The sequence below is a fragment of the uncultured Gelidibacter sp. genome (assembly GCF_947500795.1).
Lineage (GTDB): Bacteria > Bacteroidota > Bacteroidia > Flavobacteriales > Flavobacteriaceae > Gelidibacter.
Genome location: NZ_CANMTE010000004.1, coordinates 56,731 through 72,389 on the forward strand (window position 1 = coordinate 56,731; position 15,659 = coordinate 72,389).

General features: G+C 36.9%; 14 protein-coding genes. 5 read left to right on the plus strand and 9 right to left on the minus strand.

What is annotated here, in order from left to right; translation table 11 throughout:
- Window positions 1-83 precede the first annotated feature (83 nt).
- Both Q0947_RS10425 and Q0947_RS10430 read left to right on the plus strand, forming a co-directional pair.
- On the plus strand, window positions 84-1,415 hold the full coding sequence (locus Q0947_RS10425; RefSeq protein WP_299396862.1) for a D-serine ammonia-lyase: 1,332 nt from the start codon (window positions 84-86) through the stop codon (window positions 1,413-1,415).
- A 262-nt stretch (window positions 1,416-1,677) separates the two neighbouring features.
- Window positions 1,678-2,559, plus strand: coding sequence for an endonuclease/exonuclease/phosphatase family protein (locus tag Q0947_RS10430; protein ID WP_299396864.1), 882 nt, complete (start codon window positions 1,678-1,680; stop codon window positions 2,557-2,559).
- A gap of 154 nt (window positions 2,560-2,713) precedes the next feature.
- Here Q0947_RS10430 and Q0947_RS10435 read toward each other — a convergent pair whose 3' ends face one another.
- From Q0947_RS10435 to Q0947_RS10465, 7 genes are all read right to left on the minus strand, one after another.
- Window positions 2,714-3,046, minus strand: coding sequence for a hypothetical protein (locus Q0947_RS10435; RefSeq protein WP_299396867.1), 333 nt, complete (start codon window positions 3,044-3,046; stop codon window positions 2,714-2,716).
- A 57-nt stretch (window positions 3,047-3,103) separates the two neighbouring features.
- Window positions 3,104-3,667 carry a LacI family DNA-binding transcriptional regulator gene (locus tag Q0947_RS10440; RefSeq protein ID WP_299396869.1) on the minus strand — a complete coding sequence of 188 codons (564 nt, stop codon included), beginning with the start codon at window positions 3,665-3,667 and terminating at the stop codon, window positions 3,104-3,106.
- A gap of 18 nt (window positions 3,668-3,685) precedes the next feature.
- A complete protein-coding gene (gene nagB / locus Q0947_RS10445; RefSeq protein WP_299396872.1) occupies window positions 3,686-5,614 on the minus strand; it encodes a glucosamine-6-phosphate deaminase in 1,929 nt (642 codons plus the stop codon).
- Window positions 5,615-5,624: 10 nt separating this feature from the next.
- Window positions 5,625-6,623, minus strand: a complete 999-nt coding sequence (locus tag Q0947_RS10450) for a Gfo/Idh/MocA family oxidoreductase (RefSeq protein WP_299396875.1) — start codon at window positions 6,621-6,623, stop codon at window positions 5,625-5,627.
- Window positions 6,624-6,658: 35 nt separating this feature from the next.
- Window positions 6,659-7,969 (minus strand): sugar MFS transporter, encoded by a 1,311-nt coding sequence (locus tag Q0947_RS10455; RefSeq protein ID WP_299396878.1) that lies wholly within the window; start codon window positions 7,967-7,969, stop codon window positions 6,659-6,661.
- Window positions 7,970-8,066: 97 nt separating this feature from the next.
- Window positions 8,067-9,131: an aminoglycoside phosphotransferase family protein gene (locus Q0947_RS10460; protein ID WP_299396881.1), complete on the minus strand. Its 1,065-nt coding sequence runs from the start codon at window positions 9,129-9,131 to the stop codon at window positions 8,067-8,069.
- A gap of 1 nt (window position 9,132) precedes the next feature.
- Complete coding sequence (locus Q0947_RS10465) at window positions 9,133-10,044, minus strand: sugar phosphate nucleotidyltransferase (protein WP_299396884.1); 912 nt, start codon at window positions 10,042-10,044, stop codon at window positions 9,133-9,135.
- Between the two features lie 193 nt (window positions 10,045-10,237).
- On the opposite strand from Q0947_RS10465, the gene Q0947_RS10470 reads away from it, so the two are divergent.
- A complete protein-coding gene (locus Q0947_RS10470) occupies window positions 10,238-11,275 on the plus strand; it encodes a substrate-binding domain-containing protein (protein ID WP_299396887.1) in 1,038 nt (345 codons plus the stop codon).
- Here Q0947_RS10470 and Q0947_RS10475 read toward each other — a convergent pair.
- Window positions 11,272-11,916, minus strand: coding sequence for a sugar-binding protein (locus Q0947_RS10475; protein WP_299396890.1), 645 nt, complete (start codon window positions 11,914-11,916; stop codon window positions 11,272-11,274). The genes Q0947_RS10470 and Q0947_RS10475 overlap by 4 nt on opposite strands.
- A gap of 298 nt (window positions 11,917-12,214) precedes the next feature.
- Window positions 12,215-13,114 carry a DUF3298 domain-containing protein gene (locus Q0947_RS10480; RefSeq protein WP_299396892.1) on the minus strand — a complete coding sequence of 300 codons (900 nt, stop codon included), beginning with the start codon at window positions 13,112-13,114 and terminating at the stop codon, window positions 12,215-12,217.
- A 246-nt stretch (window positions 13,115-13,360) separates the two neighbouring features.
- Here Q0947_RS10480 and Q0947_RS10485 point away from each other — a divergent pair, with 246 nt between their 5' ends.
- Together Q0947_RS10485 and Q0947_RS10490 are read left to right on the plus strand one after the other, a co-directional pair.
- Entirely contained in the window at window positions 13,361-14,605 is a 1,245-nt protein-coding gene (locus Q0947_RS10485) for a PAS domain S-box protein (protein WP_299396895.1), read from the plus strand.
- On the plus strand, window positions 14,605-15,648 hold the full coding sequence (locus Q0947_RS10490) for a response regulator (RefSeq protein WP_299396897.1): 1,044 nt from the start codon (window positions 14,605-14,607) through the stop codon (window positions 15,646-15,648). The genes Q0947_RS10485 and Q0947_RS10490 overlap by 1 nt, the downstream gene beginning before the upstream one ends.
- Window positions 15,649-15,659 lie beyond the last annotated feature (11 nt).

The following is a 15,659-nucleotide window of genomic DNA, read 5'->3' on the forward strand; positions in this document are numbered from 1 at the left end:
CTAAATTAATCTTAAGTGTACTTATGCTTATCGAAGGATAAAATTGCCATTTAAAAAGTGTAATAATTTAAATAATTGATCCCATGTATTCCAAAAAAGAAATAGCTGCTTTTATCAAAAGAGCTCCCATCCTTCAGGATATTATAGATGCAAAGGTTGTGACTTGGATAAATCCCGAGTTACAACCTTTTATAAGCGCCCCTAAATTCTCCCTAGGTCTGAAAGACATGGAGGACGCTGAACAGTTATGGATGCGTTTTGCACCGTTTTTTGTAAAAGCTTTTCCAGAGACTATTGAAAGCCACGGCATTTTAGAATCGCCCCTCAGAGAAATTCCGAATATGAAATCTGCTTTGGAAAGCAGTCACGGAAACTTTGAAGGGCGATTGTTTTTAAAATGTGATAACGAACTCCCAATTGCAGGCTCAATTAAAGCTCGTGGTGGTTTTTTTGAAATCATCAAATATGCGGAGACATTAGCGCTCGACGCAGGACTTTTGAAAAAGGATGAGGATTACAGTAAGTTGTTGTCTCCTGAATTCCGCGAGTTTTTTGGTAGGCATAAAATCGGCGTGGCCTCTACGGGAAATCTCGGACTTAGTATTGGCATCATGAGTGCCACCTTAGGGTTTGAAGTCACTGTTTACGTTTCAGCTGATGCCAAACAATGGAAAAAAGAGCTGTTGCGCGAAAAAGGTGTTATTGTTGTTGAATTTGAAGGCGATTTTAGTGAAGCTATTTTAGCTGGACGCCAACAAACATTGACGGACCCGAATGCACATTTTGTTGATGATGAAGATTCCGAAGATTTATTTATCGGCTACACGAGTGGTGCGCTTAGGATTGCCGAGCAATTAAAAGCCCAGAATATTACCGTGGATGCGGATCATCCGTTGTTTGTGTACTCCCCTTGCGGCGTAGGCGGCTCTCCTGGCGGCATCGCATTTGGGTTAAAGCAACTATATGGAGATCATGTCCATTGTTTCTTTATAGAGCCCATACATAGCCCTGGCGTTTTAACCGGTTTGATTACTGGTGAGATGAGCAAGATTAGCGTACAAGATATTGGCTTGGACAATCACACAGAAGCAGATGGACTGGCGGTGGGACGGCCTTCTAATTTCGCCACAAAAATCAGCAAACATTTCATAAGTGGCATTTTGACCGTTGAAGATGATGAGCTATTTAAACTATTAGTACAATTAAAAGATGCGGAAAATATCTTTTTAGAACCTTCAGCCACTGCAGGCTTCATAGGGCCACAACGCATCCAAGCTTCAGAATACGCCAAAACACATCGCCTCAACTTGAAAAATGCCACTCATATTGTGTGGGCTACAGGTGGTTTATTGGTGCCAGAATATCAAAGGGACGCTTTTTATGAAAAAGGGAGCCGACTATTGAAAGGGGAATAATTCATTTCTAAATATAAGCTCATAAATCAGTTATCAATAAAAAACATCACCCCAAGAAACATTGACAAAACTTAAGCTCTTTACAAAAGAAATCCTCCTATTCTTTCCAATTACCATTTGGCTAATTCTCATTCTAACGGAATCATTATTGGTAAGATTTCATGAAGTTTTTGCGTTGTTGGTGGCTTTAATTCCACTACTGACGCTCATTATTTTCATTTTTTATCTTTTGATATTTAGTATCAAACGCTCTAAAAAAAATATGCTCTTATTATCCTTGATTGTTTTGATATCCGCAATAAGATATACGCACCATTGGATATCTTTCAAAGAAGCCCCAACACAGGATGCTATTGAATTAAAGGTAATGACATGGAACCTACAGCGATTAGGTGCACTCTCCGAGGCTCATAATTCGACCACAAATATGACAAAGTTGATATCAGAAATGGAATCACATAAGGTAGATGTTGTGATGCTTCAAGAAATTAGCAAACTACAAACTCAGCAACTTGCAAGTAAATTAAACTTGTCTTCTGACGATTTTCAATGGACCAGTTATTATAATGGTGCCAGAGGCGGCTTAGCAATTGTGCTTTTAAATAGATCGTCTTGGACGTTAATCAACAAAAAAATTACGGATCTTCCTCCGTCATGGAAATCTGTATTTGCGGAAATAAAACACAGTTCAGGTCAAACTGTAAATTTAATGGGCGTTCATATATCACCGCCAAAAGTGACCGACTCACAAGTAGAAAAAGCCGCCAAAAACTTACTGAAAGGTGATGTGCTCACCTTAAAAACCCTCTTGAGAAGATATGTGTATCAGGCCAAAATACAGAATAAACAAATTAACAAGATTAGAGGTTTGGTCAATGGTTTTAAAGACCCAACGATTATTGCGGGCGACTTCAATTCTACAAGTCAACTTCCGGTGCACACTGAGCTTCGAAAATCGCTTACAGACGCATGGCTAGAGGGAGGAAACGGAATGGGTGCAACACGTTACTGGGCTGGTATATTACCATTCCGGATTGACTATATTTATGCGACCAATCAATTTAAGGTAGCCAATACGTATTTGAACGATGCGGATTTTTCAGACCATACACCAGTGCTTTCCGAACTCTTTTTAGAGCGCTAAGCGTTTAAAAGCTTATCAATTCATCTTTACTTAAGAGCATTAGGAACAGATGATTCTTCGCTGTCAATAATTGGTACTTCATCAAAAAACAAAAACCCCATAAACAAGATGTTCACAGGGTTTTCCACTTTGCGGATTAACAAAATGCACTCTATTATTGGCTGAGTTTATGATACTTTTCTATATGATGAAGAAATTCCGAAACCTTCTTTTTCATTTTTAAGCCTATCTTTTGACATTTACTTTCAATAGTGACTTTGGAAAGAAGTGTTCTATCATGATGTTCTTCCTTTTCTACCTGCACTTTTCCGTTTGGAAAATAGATAGTAAATAGGCGATCTTGATCTTGTTGAAAGAAATAAAACTCGTAGGACAACCAATTCACAAATTGATCATACTTCTCAGAACATGAAAACGACAATTGGAAATCCCAATTATGAGCTTCTTCATCCCTAAAATCCTGTTCATGTTCCATTAAAACTTTCATAGCTTCTTCTTCATTAACTTAACCTTGGCTTAATTAAATTGCGTTGATCCTCTGAATTTAACTGATACCAAATGCCGCTTTTCCTGCACTCTCTGCTTCTATTTTTGACATTAGGGAAAGGATTATTTTCTTTCCGAACTGTTTATAATCGTCGGCTTGTAATTCTGTATTTTCAATCTTATTTATGATAGTTGGCAAGAAATGCTCCGCAGCATCCTTTTTAATAGCATCCAATTTATCAGAAGTTCCAATGAGAATAATGCCATCAATCCCTCCATTTCTCAAACTTTTCAAACTATCAAACGCACCATCCTCGCCATCGAGATACTGTTGCACAACCACACGGTAACCCTGATCAAACGCTATATGTTGTATGCTATTTAACATACTGCCATAAATCTTTGAATCAATATGTGGGACAATCACCGCAATCGTATTACTCTTTTGAGATCTCAGTGCAATGGCAGAGTTATTTGGAACAAAGTCACAGCTTTCTGCCAATTCTTTAATAATTCGTCTCGTTTTTAAACTAATATCTTTCTTGTCACGTAACGCCTTAGATACCGTTGACACGGAATATCCGCTCATTTTTGACAAGGTTTTCATCGTTACTTCCATCATAAATCATTTATTAAAAAATTAAAAGTGCCATCTTACAAAGGCTTCCATTGCTGCATAATGTGATAGACCTAAACGATCATAAATCTCTGCAGTTTCCTTATTTCTGTCTTCAGCACGCTGCCAGAACTCTCTAGAATCTGATCCTTGGAACACAACACCATCTTTTTGAGATTGGTGCTTGAAAATTCCATGACGTTTTTCCAATACCTGCTCAGGGCTCATTGGTACAGCCATTTCTATTTCGTCAACATTCCACTCTTGCCATGCACCTCTGTAAAGCCATACACGACAATCTTTCATAAACGGCTTATCCTTTAGTCTTCTTACAGCTTCAAATACCGCATCTAGACATACTTTATGCGTTCCGTGTGGATCGGCTAAATCGCCAGCAGCATAGATTTGATGTGGTTTAATGCTTTCAATTAAATCTACCGTTAATTGAATATCTTCTTCCCCTAATGGTTTTTTATCAATGGTTCCTGTTTCATAGAAAGGCATTTCCATAAAATGGATTTGTTTATCCGTCAAGCCCACAAAATGACTTGTAGCCCTTGCCTCACCTTTTCTGATTAAACCCTTGATGTAACGTGTTTCAGGAATATCAATTTCACTAGGTTTTTTCTCTTTTAGTGCTTTAAGCATTTTTGCGTAAATCTTCGCAGTTGCATCGCTGTTGATTCCAAATTTCTCATTGTAATCAATCACGAAATTTGCAAATCTCAGCGCCTCTTCATCTGCAACGGCAATATTCCCTGAAGTTTGGTAAGCCACATGTACATCATGACCTTGCTCGTGTAACCTCTTAAACGTTCCTCCCATACTGATGATATCATCATCTGGATGCGGACTAAAAATCAATACGCGTTTTTTAGCTGGTTCCGCACGCTCTGGACGCTTAGAATCGTCTGCATTAGGTTTTCCTCCTGGCCATCCCGTAATGGTATGCTGTAGGTCATTAAAAATTTTAATGTTGATATCGTACCCATTACCATAATCGGCCAATAAATCGCTCATCCCATTTTCAATATAATCTGCTTCTGTAAGCATAAGGATTGGTTTATTAAGATGAAGCGCCAATCCGGTTACCGCTTTTCTAATAAGCTTGTCCGTCCAAGTAACTTTTTCAACCAACCAAGGCGTGTTGATACGTGTTAATTTTGAAGCGGCACCTTTATCCAACACAAACGTTGCATTGTTGTGCTCTTGTAAGAAAGACGCAGGAACTTGGTTAGTGACCTGTCCTTCTACTGAAGCTCTAATAATAGCCGATTTAGCTTCACCCCAAGCCATAAGGATGACACGCTTTGCTTCCATTATTTTCTTCACACCTAAAGTAATAGCCGTTTTTGGTGTGTTGACTAATCCAGCAAAATCTTTACTAGCCGCCACTCTTGTAATATGATCTAAAGCGACCAAGCGTGTTTTAGAGTTTTGTAATGATCCAGATTCGTTAAAACCGATATGTCCATTACCACCAATACCTAAAATCTGTAAATCGATGCCACCTAATGCCTCAATTTTCGCTTCATAACGGCTACAGTAATCCGCAATATCTGCCTTAGCTAATGTTCCATCAGGAATATGACAGTTTTCTGGAAGAATATCTATCTGATCAAATAGCAAGGTTTTCATAAATCGTACATAGCTATTCACCGAGTCTGGCTCCATTGGATAATATTCATCCAAATTAAAAGTCACAACATTCTTAAAGCTTAATCCTTCTTCTTTATGCAAACGCACCAATTCCGCATACAAACCTTTTGGTGAAGAGCCTGTAGCCAATCCCAACACGCAAGGTTGCTTTTGAGATTGCTTCACTTTAATTAGTTTCGCTATTTCCTTAGCAATGGCTTTAGAAGCCGCATGGGAATCTTCATACACTTTGGTGTTAATGTTTTCAAACCTTTTTTCGAAACCAGTCGCTTTATCGATTGTGCTTTTTAACATGGCTATTTATTTAATTATTAATGACTTTAATATTGTTTTGTAAAATTTGTTCCATAACCCAACTTGCGTTGGCTGCTGTTTTCCCGGTTGAAGGATGCAAAACATCTCCAACCAAGTGTGATTTTATGTTTTGAACATGATGCAATTGGATATGTTTTGGATGGGCGATGGTTAAGCTTTCCCTTTCATCATCACGCTCTAAAACGATAGGATATTCTCCAAATACTGAAAAGGTAATATTCCCCTTATTTCCATAAACCTTAACGATATCCTCGCGTTTATCCGCTCCAAAATTCCAAGTTCCATATCCCGTAATTCCGGATTCATGGCTCCATTTACCTGTTACAAAATCCTTTGCCGAATACAATCCCAATTTATTTTCTGCCGTTCCTTCTGCTCTATTTATATCGCCCAATAGAAATATAAATAAATCCAATCCGTGGGAGGCCAAATCATCAAAGTAGCCACCTGGAGCGATTGTAGCATCGGTGCGCCAATTATATGCTTTAGACAAATCAAGTTCATTAGCAGGTTTACTAAACTGCCAATGGATGTGACGGATTCCGCCAATTTTCTCTTGATCTATCCATTCTTTTACTTTCAAGAATCTAGGTAATGACCTTCTATAATAAGCGACAAACAGTGGTACATCTTTATCTGAAAATGCCGCATTAATCCGTTCACAGGCCTCGTAACTTGGTGCCATCGGTTTTTCAATACAGCATACTTTACCCGCTTCTGCTACTTTTAAAGCATAGTATTCATGCGTATCTGGAGGTGTCGCAATATAAACGGCATCAATTTCTGGGTGATTTATCAACGCATCGGCATCATCATAAAAATGAGGCACGCCATGTCTTTTTGCATAATCTTCAGCTTTAGAAAGAGTTCTTCCCATCACCGCAAAAAGCTCAAAACCATCAGTCTTTTGATATGCCGGACCGCTCTTTACTTCAGCAACGCTCCCGCAACCAATCATTCCCCATTTATATGTTTTGTGCTCCTTCATTTAAAAATCCTCCCGCGTTTATAAATCCATTTTAATTATTTAGTCCAACTTTTAATTTTATGACCCCAAAGAGCAAAGAATAAAATGATGAAATAACATGGAATCAAAATCCAATAGCTACTTGTTGACGCTGTAGACAATGCCTCAGCTTCCTGGATACCAGTAGCAACCAATTCATGTTTATTTGCATCTACCATGCGTCCGTATAATGGTGGAATGATAGCACCACCAGAAATTGCCATAATCAATAATGCCGAAGCCGTTTTTGTATGTTTTCCTAAACCATCTAAAGTTAAAGGCCAAACTGCTGGCCAAACTAAAGCGTTTGCAATTCCTAAAGCAGCCACAAATAATACTGATGTGAATCCTGAGGTTGATAAAATCAACACACTAAAAATGATTCCTAATATGGCACTCCAAACAAGAGCGTTCTTTTGTGAGATGTATTTTGGAATTAAGAATACCCCTAAAGCGTAAGTGGCTACCATAGCCATAAGCGTATACGTGGTAAAGAATTTAGCTTCCGTAGCAGGAATTCCTAATGATATCCCATAAGCAATGATGGTATCTCCAGCAATAACCTCAGCTCCAACGTACACAAATAAAGCTATAACACCCAACCATAATTGAGGGTACTGAAATATACTTTTTTGAGTAGATCCGCCTGTTGTCACTTCATCTTCTACCGCTGCTTCAACATTAGGCAAGGCCGCTTTTCTGATTAAAAATGCGAAAACAAAGAGGACCACCGCCATTACAATGTATGGTGTGTGGACACTATCGGCCATAGTATCTAAAAGAACCGATTTTTCATCGTCAGAAACGCTTCCTAATTTTTCGTTTACTTCGTCAATACCAGATAATAACAAGGCACCAAAAATCACAGACCCAAGAGCACCTGCAACTTTATTTGCAATTCCCATCATAGCCATACGTTTTGCGCCACTTTCAATTGGGCCCAAAATAGTGATGTACGGATTGGCAGCGGTTTGACAGATGGTCATTCCGATACCTTGAATAAAAATAGCGACTAAAAACAACCAATACGTACGGGCATCAGCCGCAGGGATAAACACCAAAGCACCAACAGCCATAATTGCCAAACCTAAGGAAATACCATTTTTATAGCCTACTTTATTGATAATGTATGAGGCTGGTAATGCCATCACTACGAAAGAAATATAGGACGCCGTAGCCACTAAATAGGATTGGGCCTCAGTAAGTTCGTTAATGGTTTTCATGAAGGGAATTAACGCTCCATTGATCCATGTTACAAAACCAAAAATGGCGAAGAGTCCACCGATGATGACGATTGGGACAAAATTATTTTTCGTTGTTGTACTCATATTGACAAGATTTTGGTTAGTGACTTAGTTAGTTTTGGTTTTTAATTTAGTAAGCGTATTTATATTATAGTCTATTGGTCAATAAATAATTGTAAGATCAAACACCTAATTTTTCACTCAAACTCTGTAACAGTTTGAATTGGTTTTTGGCGCGATCCAAATTGTGTTCTGGGTATTTCGTTTTGAAATAGACATCTCCATTGAGATAATCTGTTAAAAAGCGTAACCCAATTATAAAAATCATTGTCTTCGCTCCCAACGGCAAATATTTCAATTCGGTTGGCGTTAAGGACGAATTCATTTTCTTTAGAAATCCTTCTCTAAATGCATTGTAATAATCCACATTAAATTCTACCAAATCGAGGTTGGTTTCGTCTTCTGCGGCAGTATTACAGATGGTTCTAATAGCATCACCAAAATCATAATGCACAATTCCTGGCATTACCGTATCTGTATCAATCAGACAAAGCCCTTTATCGCGCTTGTTAAATAACACATTGGATATTTTAGTATCATTATGTGTGACACGCACTTTAATATCTCCAGTTTCTTTTAAATTCTGAAGAATATGCATTTCCTCTTTAGCATTTTCCACCAACTCTATATAAGGTTTGGCAGTTTCCAATCGCTCACTTGATGCCAAACGCTTCGCCTCTTCAAATTCCCAATATCTAAAAGACATATCATGGAATTTAGGAATCACTTCGGTCAACTTGGAAGCGTCAAAATCGCTCGTCAAGGTTAAAAATTGACCTAATAATCGGCCTCCTTCGTAAGCTATACTTTCGTTAGAAACAGCCTCATGCGTGACACTTTTATCAATAAAATGCATGAGGTTCCAATAATTTCCTTCATCACCTCTATAATAGGAATCCCCAGTTTTTGTGGTATAAAAACTCAGAATTCGTCTGTTTTGTTTTTTAGGTGATAAGTGACTTAGCTTCTCCTTAATATGTTTACTAATGAGCATTTTATTTTCGATAAGTCCCGGAACATCTTTAAAAACCCCGTGATTGATGCGTTGCAAGACGAAATAAGGCTTCTTTTTGGTTTTTATCAAATAGGTATCATTGATATGACCAGAAGCCAATTCTTTGTAAGTATCAAACTCAGCGTCGTGCTCAAATTGTCCGAAAATAAATTTTAATCTCTCTGTCATCATCTTACCATAGTTTTTCTGGATATACGCCTTGCGCCTTCAGTTTCCCTATGGCAGCCTCTACAATTGCTTTATCTTCTTTATAAGTGACACCAAACCACTGTGCATCCGATTTAAGGACTTCTACACTTGCAATGTCTGATCTTAAAATTTCATTGACGACGTAGGGTATAAAAAATTCAGCTTTTGGATTGTTCTTGTTGACTTTTAAAAATGCATCAAACAACTCGCCGCCAAACTCGAAACATTTTGGTGTAAAACCCCAAAAATTCATAGACACAATTGTATCGCCATCGATAGGAATAAACTTACCGTTTTCATCTTTTCTCTGAAGTTCTCCATCAATTTTCTCAATATGCGTACGTTCAGTAACATCAATCAAATATCCGTTTTCATCAACATCACATTCTCCCCTAGCCACATGTCCATGATCTGACACTGTGTTTTTGAGCAGATACGCCATCATATTAAAATCATAAGAATCCTTATTTTTTTCAGATAAGGACTTTGCCATAACTTCAAATGCTTCTCTCCCATAAAAATCGTCGGCGTTAATAATGGCGAAATTTTCATTTACGGCCTCTTTAGCCATTAAAAGCGCATGACCTGTACCCCAAGGTTTGGTCCTGTTTGGATCAATATATTTTTCTGGAACACTATCAAATTCTTGATACACGTAAGCCACTTCAGCTTTACCTTCCAGTTTCTTATCTATTCTTTCTCTGAATTCTTTTTCAAAACTTTTTCTTATGATAAAGACAAATTTGCCAAACCCAGCTTGAAGGGCATCATATAACGAAAAATCAATGATGGTATCCCCTTGTGGTGTAAAGGCATCCATTTGTTTTAAACCACCGTACCTACTCCCCATTCCTGCAGCCAAAATGACCAATGTCGGTTTGTTTGTTTCTACCATGTATTTAATTTTTTACTCTTGAATTAATTGGTTGAGCATCAACTTTAAAATATTGAAATCCATTTCAATAAAATTGCTGATATTACACAAACCTAAGGTTTGAGTTTTAAATATCAAAGGAATTTTCATAAATTGTGCTCGAACACAGTAATGCGAATATAAACATCTATTGCGTGCTATACAAATGTCAATCATGAAAAAATACACCATTAAAGATATTGCCCAATTGGCAGGCGTATCAAAAGGAACTGTTGATAGGGTCATCCATAACAGGGGCAATGTCGCGAAAGACGTAGAACAGAAGGTGAGAGCGCTGCTTGAGGAGATTAATTATCAGCCCAATTTGCTTGCACGGAATTTAAAAAACAATAAAATATTTAACATTGGTGTGTTGATTCCTGACCCGGAAATAGATGCCTATTGGGCCGTTTGTATAGATGGTATTAATAGTGCGTTAGCGGAGTTTAGTGCTTTTGACGTGCGAATAAATACTTTTTTATACGATCCGACGGATACGGCCGATTTTCTTATTCGAAATGAACACATGTTAGAAACCTCGCCTGATGTCATTTTGATGGTGCCTTTATTTTACAAAGAAGCGACAAGCGTCCTACAACACTACCAATCTTTAAACATACAAGTAGGAACTTTTAACAACCAAATTACTTCGTCTTCCGCAAGTTTTATAGGTCAAGATCTTTATCAGAGTGGTAGAATTGCCGCCAAATTGCTTCACAGTATTAGTAAGAATGGTGATATGGCCATCATTCATATTGATGAGAAATATAAGAATGCGGTGCACATGCAGGAAAAGGAAAAAGGATTTAAAAGTTATTATGCCGATTTAGAAGGATTCGAGTCCTCTATTTTAAAATGCAAGATTAAATATGTTGAAACTGAAGATAAATTACGCGACTTTTTAAATGCTCATCCTAATTTGGAGGGGATCTTTGTCACCAATTCAAAAGCTTATCATGTTGCCCGTTTATTGGAAGCGGAACATAAAACCCACATTAAACTGGTGGGTTATGATTTAATTTCCCAAAATGTCAATTACCTAAATTCTGGTACTATAGATTTCCTAATTCATCAGAATCCGCGACAACAAGCTTATTTAGGCTTAAAATATTTAATTGAGCATTTGGTATTTGACAAGCAAATTCCTGAAAAGTTTCTATTGCCTATTGATATTATCAACTCAGAGAATGTGACGCCTTTTTTAAGACCCTAATAGTTTTCAAGTTGCAGTTTCCCGAAGGATGAGGCCGTATGAAATTCGGGAGTTTCAGTTTGCGGATCTACCCACGTGATCCACGTAGGTTCAAATTCGCCGTTTTTCTGTTGGTTATATTTTGCGCGATAAATGCCTGCTTCTATAGTTGCATCGCCTTGAATCAGCTTAAACTCCTTTAAAGTTTTCATACTGAGCGCCACTTCCACACAGAAATAATCTTCAGTCATATGAGATTTAATATCGATGGCATCTTTCGGCCAATCCCATGTAAAATCGAATTGCCTATTTGGTCGTGCCATAAAATCCTGAACTCTTGCCAGCGGATCAATTTCAAGACAATAATAAGGATCTAGATATTTATCCGACCTTAAAAACAGTTCTACTCTATCAGAATTATCGACACTCTTTTTGGAATTATCAGAACTGTCAATATGCAGGTGACTGTCGCTTACTATATAGGACACAAAGAGTGTTTCGCCATCATGAAGCGCACGGAATTCAATATCGCCGACAGATTCAAAATGCCACGGCGATGAAAAATCGGTTAACACAACAGCGTTCTCCCACAACGGATGATCTACCCTCCCATTGATACTCATATGATTGACATCAACCTTATTGACTTTGTACGTTTTCATAATTTATGGAGTACAAACATGCTACCTGTTGCCTATAAATAAAGCATCGAAAACAATGCCATTAGGACCATATGCAAGTAGTGTTTTAATTGTTATTTAGATTATTATTTTGAGCAATGGGCTCCGAATCGGCCACGTTTCAAAAATATAAAAGTAACAATTAACTCTTGTGTTTTCTCTACATAAATAATTTACACGATAATTAAAGAAATTATTATCCGTACACAATTAAAGCTTTCGACTTTAAATATTGCGACGGTATTCTATTGAAAGCCATGTACCTGTGACGCTTAACAATTTAATTTCTGTCGCTTTTTACATTAAAAACCAGCGGATTGGAATTTGACTTTTTCAAGACTGATAGCAACTCTACAAGTGGCAGTTCTATGGAATAGGAACCGGTATGGGAAGGACACATCACACAATCATCAAAATAGAATTCGACCACATCATCATTAATTACAAAATTGTTCTTACTGGCAAAAAAGTCGGATGATGAGACTTCCCAACAATCATAATACATATTAGAATCTTGAATATTACTTGTGATCTTTCTGTTTAAAATGTTCAATACTTCTTCTTCTGATCCTTGATTAAAAAAATCTTCAAAGTTCATAAAGACACCTCTATTCAAATCAAAGTTAAAAGCATCAAAAGAATAGCTGGGGTGCATTGCGCCTGAATAAAAGTTTTCTTTGTAGAATAGGACACTGACCAGCTGATCATTCACTACATAAATTTTATAATCTATAAACCGTTCTTCCCTAAAATTTGCCGCTGTAACACTATCACATAACATTTTATTTATTTTGATTTCAGATATTGTAGTCTTGATATTGACATAGTAATTGGTGATAAAATTGTTGAAATTTACGTGAGTCCGTTTCAATGATTCGTTCAGTAACGGATACTTAAAGTTGATTTTGTAATCCTTATGTTCTTCAACATATCTTTTATCAATGATCAATTTTTGATAGGCAGATCTTTGATCTTTCTTCTCAATGAGTTCTTTCTGCTTAAATTCGATAGAAAGCGACTTTCCCAAGTCCTTTATATCTTTTTCGTTTGCCTGAACACTGTCTTTTGGAAGTGGTAACGCTTCTTCAGATTTTTCAATATCCTGAAGCTCAACTTTCGGATTGTCGATCTTACAACTTGAAAATAAAAAAATCAGAAGAATTATATATGCGTATTTCATAATGTGGTTTCTAAATGTTTACCTATAAAAATATCGCTAATTATGGGACAATAACATGACATCCCTCATAGAAGCTGATTTAGTAACGTATTTAAAAACCGCACTACCTTATTAAGGGATATCGTTTAAAAAAAAGACTTCGGTGACCATTACCGATCGTTCACAAATGAGTAGATATAATGGGATTCCCACGTAATTATCCTTAAATTTTGTATTTTTATCAATTCTAATTTTTCGCTAAAATTCATGTTCGAACGAGATCAACAAAAAGTATTTAAAACCCTTTTAGGGGCAGTTTCTGAAGGTGTCATCATAGTCGATGAAAACCAAACTATTGTGGAGATCAACACTTCCGCTGAAACAATTTTCGGATACTCAAGAGAAGAACTTGTAGGACAACCCCTTAACACTTTGATTCCTCAACAATATCATGCCAACCACGGTGGGCATTTTAATAAGTTTATGGAAAAGCAGGAACGAAGACAAATGGGAAAAGGCCGTGATATTTATGGCAAAAGAAAAGATGGAACTATTTTTCCTGTAGAAGCTGGACTGAATCCTTTTGAAATTTTTGATAAAACATATGTCATGTCACTTATCATTGACATTAGCGATCGAAAAAAACAGGAAAAGCAAATCTTAGAACTTAATGAAAGGTTAGAGAAAAAAGTTGAAGAACGTACCAAAACGTTGAATCAAATTGTCGAAGAGCTTAAAATTGCAAACACTGAGCTAGATATTGAAAATAAACGCCGGATTAAAGCAGAGGAAAAAACTAAAATGGCTCTTAAAAAAGAAATAGAGCTTAATGAACTAAAGACGAAATTCCTCTCCTTGGTGTCTCATGAATTTAAAACACCTTTAAGTGGTATTTTAACATCTACAGTGTTGTTAGGAAAATATAAGCTGGCAGAGCAACAAGAAAAAAGGGATAAACATCTCAATACCATCATCAATAAAGTTCATTACCTCAACAACATCCTGAATGATTTCCTTTCCGTAGAACGTTTGGAAACCGGAAAAGTAAACTACTCGTTTAAAACGTTTAAATTAAGTAAGGTACTCAATGAGGTTATTTACAATGCGAATATGCTTTTAAAGGACGGGCAGAAAATCAATTACCCTGAAAATATTGATGACCTATCACTACATCAAGATGAAAAAGTTTTAGAGTTATCATTGTCCAACATTGTTCATAATGCCATTAAATACTCTCCAGAACATACTAATATCGATATCAAAATCACCCAAGACCACAATACCACAAGGTTCAAAATAAGTGACCATGGTATTGGTATCCCAGATTCAGAGCAAAAGAATATATTTAACCGTTATTTCAGAGCTGAAAATGTATTAAACATTCAGGGTACAGGCATTGGACTGAATATTGTTAAAAGCCATCTCGAAAATTTAGGAGGCACCATAAAATTTACAAGTATAGAACACGAAGGCAGTGTTTTTGAATTTACATTACCAAATAATGCACACTAATGAAAAGATTATTACTAATAGAAGATGATACCGTTTTAAGAGAAAATACAGCAGAGTTATTAGAACTTTCAGATTTTCAGGTGATGACCGCTCCCAATGGAAAAATTGGGATGCATCTTGCCAAGGAACACCTTCCCGATCTTATAGTTTGTGACATTATGATGCCAGAAATGGACGGTTATGCGGTATTGGAAGCGCTGTCTAATGATGCAAACACGAAGCACATTCCCTTTATTTATTTATCTGCAAAAACTGAACGCCACGATGTAAGAAGAGGAATGAATTTGGGTGCAGACGACTATATTACCAAACCATTTAGTGAAGAGGAACTTATTAGCGCCATTGAAAGTAGGCTCTCTAAAGTTGCTATAATAAGAGAATCCCAAAAAGACACGGTTGACGAAAACCATACCGAATTAAGGACTTTAAATGACCTTAAAAACTTTTTTGATGACAATGGTGAAACCTTAATTGTTGCCGAAGGCGAAAATATTTATGAAGAAGGCCACCATGCCAACACTATTTATTTAATCAACAAAGGCCTTGTAAAATGTCATAAATTAGATGAGCAAGGGAAAGAATTGACGACAGCCTTGCATAAAGAAGATGATTTATTTGGCTACACATCGTTTACAGAAAACACGCCTTACCAAGAAACCGCAACGGCGATCCAAAAATCCGAACTTGTTGGTGTTTCTAAACATATCCTTAAAGGAATTCTCAATACGAACCATCAGGTCACTTTGGAATTGATCGATTTACTGACGGAAGATTTAAAAGGCACCAAAGATCAACTCTTACAGATGGCTTACAGTTCTGTTCATAAAAAAACGGCTACTACCATTCTAAAATTTGCCGAAAAACTGAACAAGAAACCTGACGAGGCTATCAGAATCTCAAGAAACGATTTGGCTAGTGTGGCTGGTATTGCTACGGAAACATTAATTAGAACCATGTCTTCTTTTAAAAAGGAAGGGATTTTAGAAATTGAAGGTAGAAATATCAGAATTTTAGATATTGAAAAACTTAAAACCATAAGTTAGGAGGTCTTCAA

Coding starts and splice junctions, on each gene's coding strand:
- Q0947_RS10425 (WP_299396862.1), top strand. CDS start 84: ATGTATTCCAAAAAAGAAATAGCTGCTTTTATCAAAAGAGCTCCCATC.
- Q0947_RS10430 (WP_299396864.1), top strand. CDS start 1,678: ATGCTCTTATTATCCTTGATTGTTTTGATATCCGCAATAAGATATACG.
- Q0947_RS10435 (WP_299396867.1), bottom strand. CDS start 3,046: ATGAAAGTTTTAATGGAACATGAACAGGATTTTAGGGATGAAGAAGCT.
- Q0947_RS10440 (WP_299396869.1), bottom strand. CDS start 3,667: ATGATGGAAGTAACGATGAAAACCTTGTCAAAAATGAGCGGATATTCC.
- nagB (WP_299396872.1), bottom strand. CDS start 5,614: ATGTTAAAAAGCACAATCGATAAAGCGACTGGTTTCGAAAAAAGGTTT.
- Q0947_RS10450 (WP_299396875.1), bottom strand. CDS start 6,623: ATGAAGGAGCACAAAACATATAAATGGGGAATGATTGGTTGCGGGAGC.
- Q0947_RS10455 (WP_299396878.1), bottom strand. CDS start 7,969: ATGAGTACAACAACGAAAAATAATTTTGTCCCAATCGTCATCATCGGT.
- Q0947_RS10460 (WP_299396881.1), bottom strand. CDS start 9,131: ATGATGACAGAGAGATTAAAATTTATTTTCGGACAATTTGAGCACGAC.
- Q0947_RS10465 (WP_299396884.1), bottom strand. CDS start 10,044: ATGGTAGAAACAAACAAACCGACATTGGTCATTTTGGCTGCAGGAATG.
- Q0947_RS10470 (WP_299396887.1), top strand. CDS start 10,238: ATGAAAAAATACACCATTAAAGATATTGCCCAATTGGCAGGCGTATCA.
- Q0947_RS10475 (WP_299396890.1), bottom strand. CDS start 11,916: ATGAAAACGTACAAAGTCAATAAGGTTGATGTCAATCATATGAGTATC.
- Q0947_RS10480 (WP_299396892.1), bottom strand. CDS start 13,114: ATGAAATACGCATATATAATTCTTCTGATTTTTTTATTTTCAAGTTGT.
- Q0947_RS10485 (WP_299396895.1), top strand. CDS start 13,361: ATGTTCGAACGAGATCAACAAAAAGTATTTAAAACCCTTTTAGGGGCA.
- Q0947_RS10490 (WP_299396897.1), top strand. CDS start 14,605: ATGAAAAGATTATTACTAATAGAAGATGATACCGTTTTAAGAGAAAAT.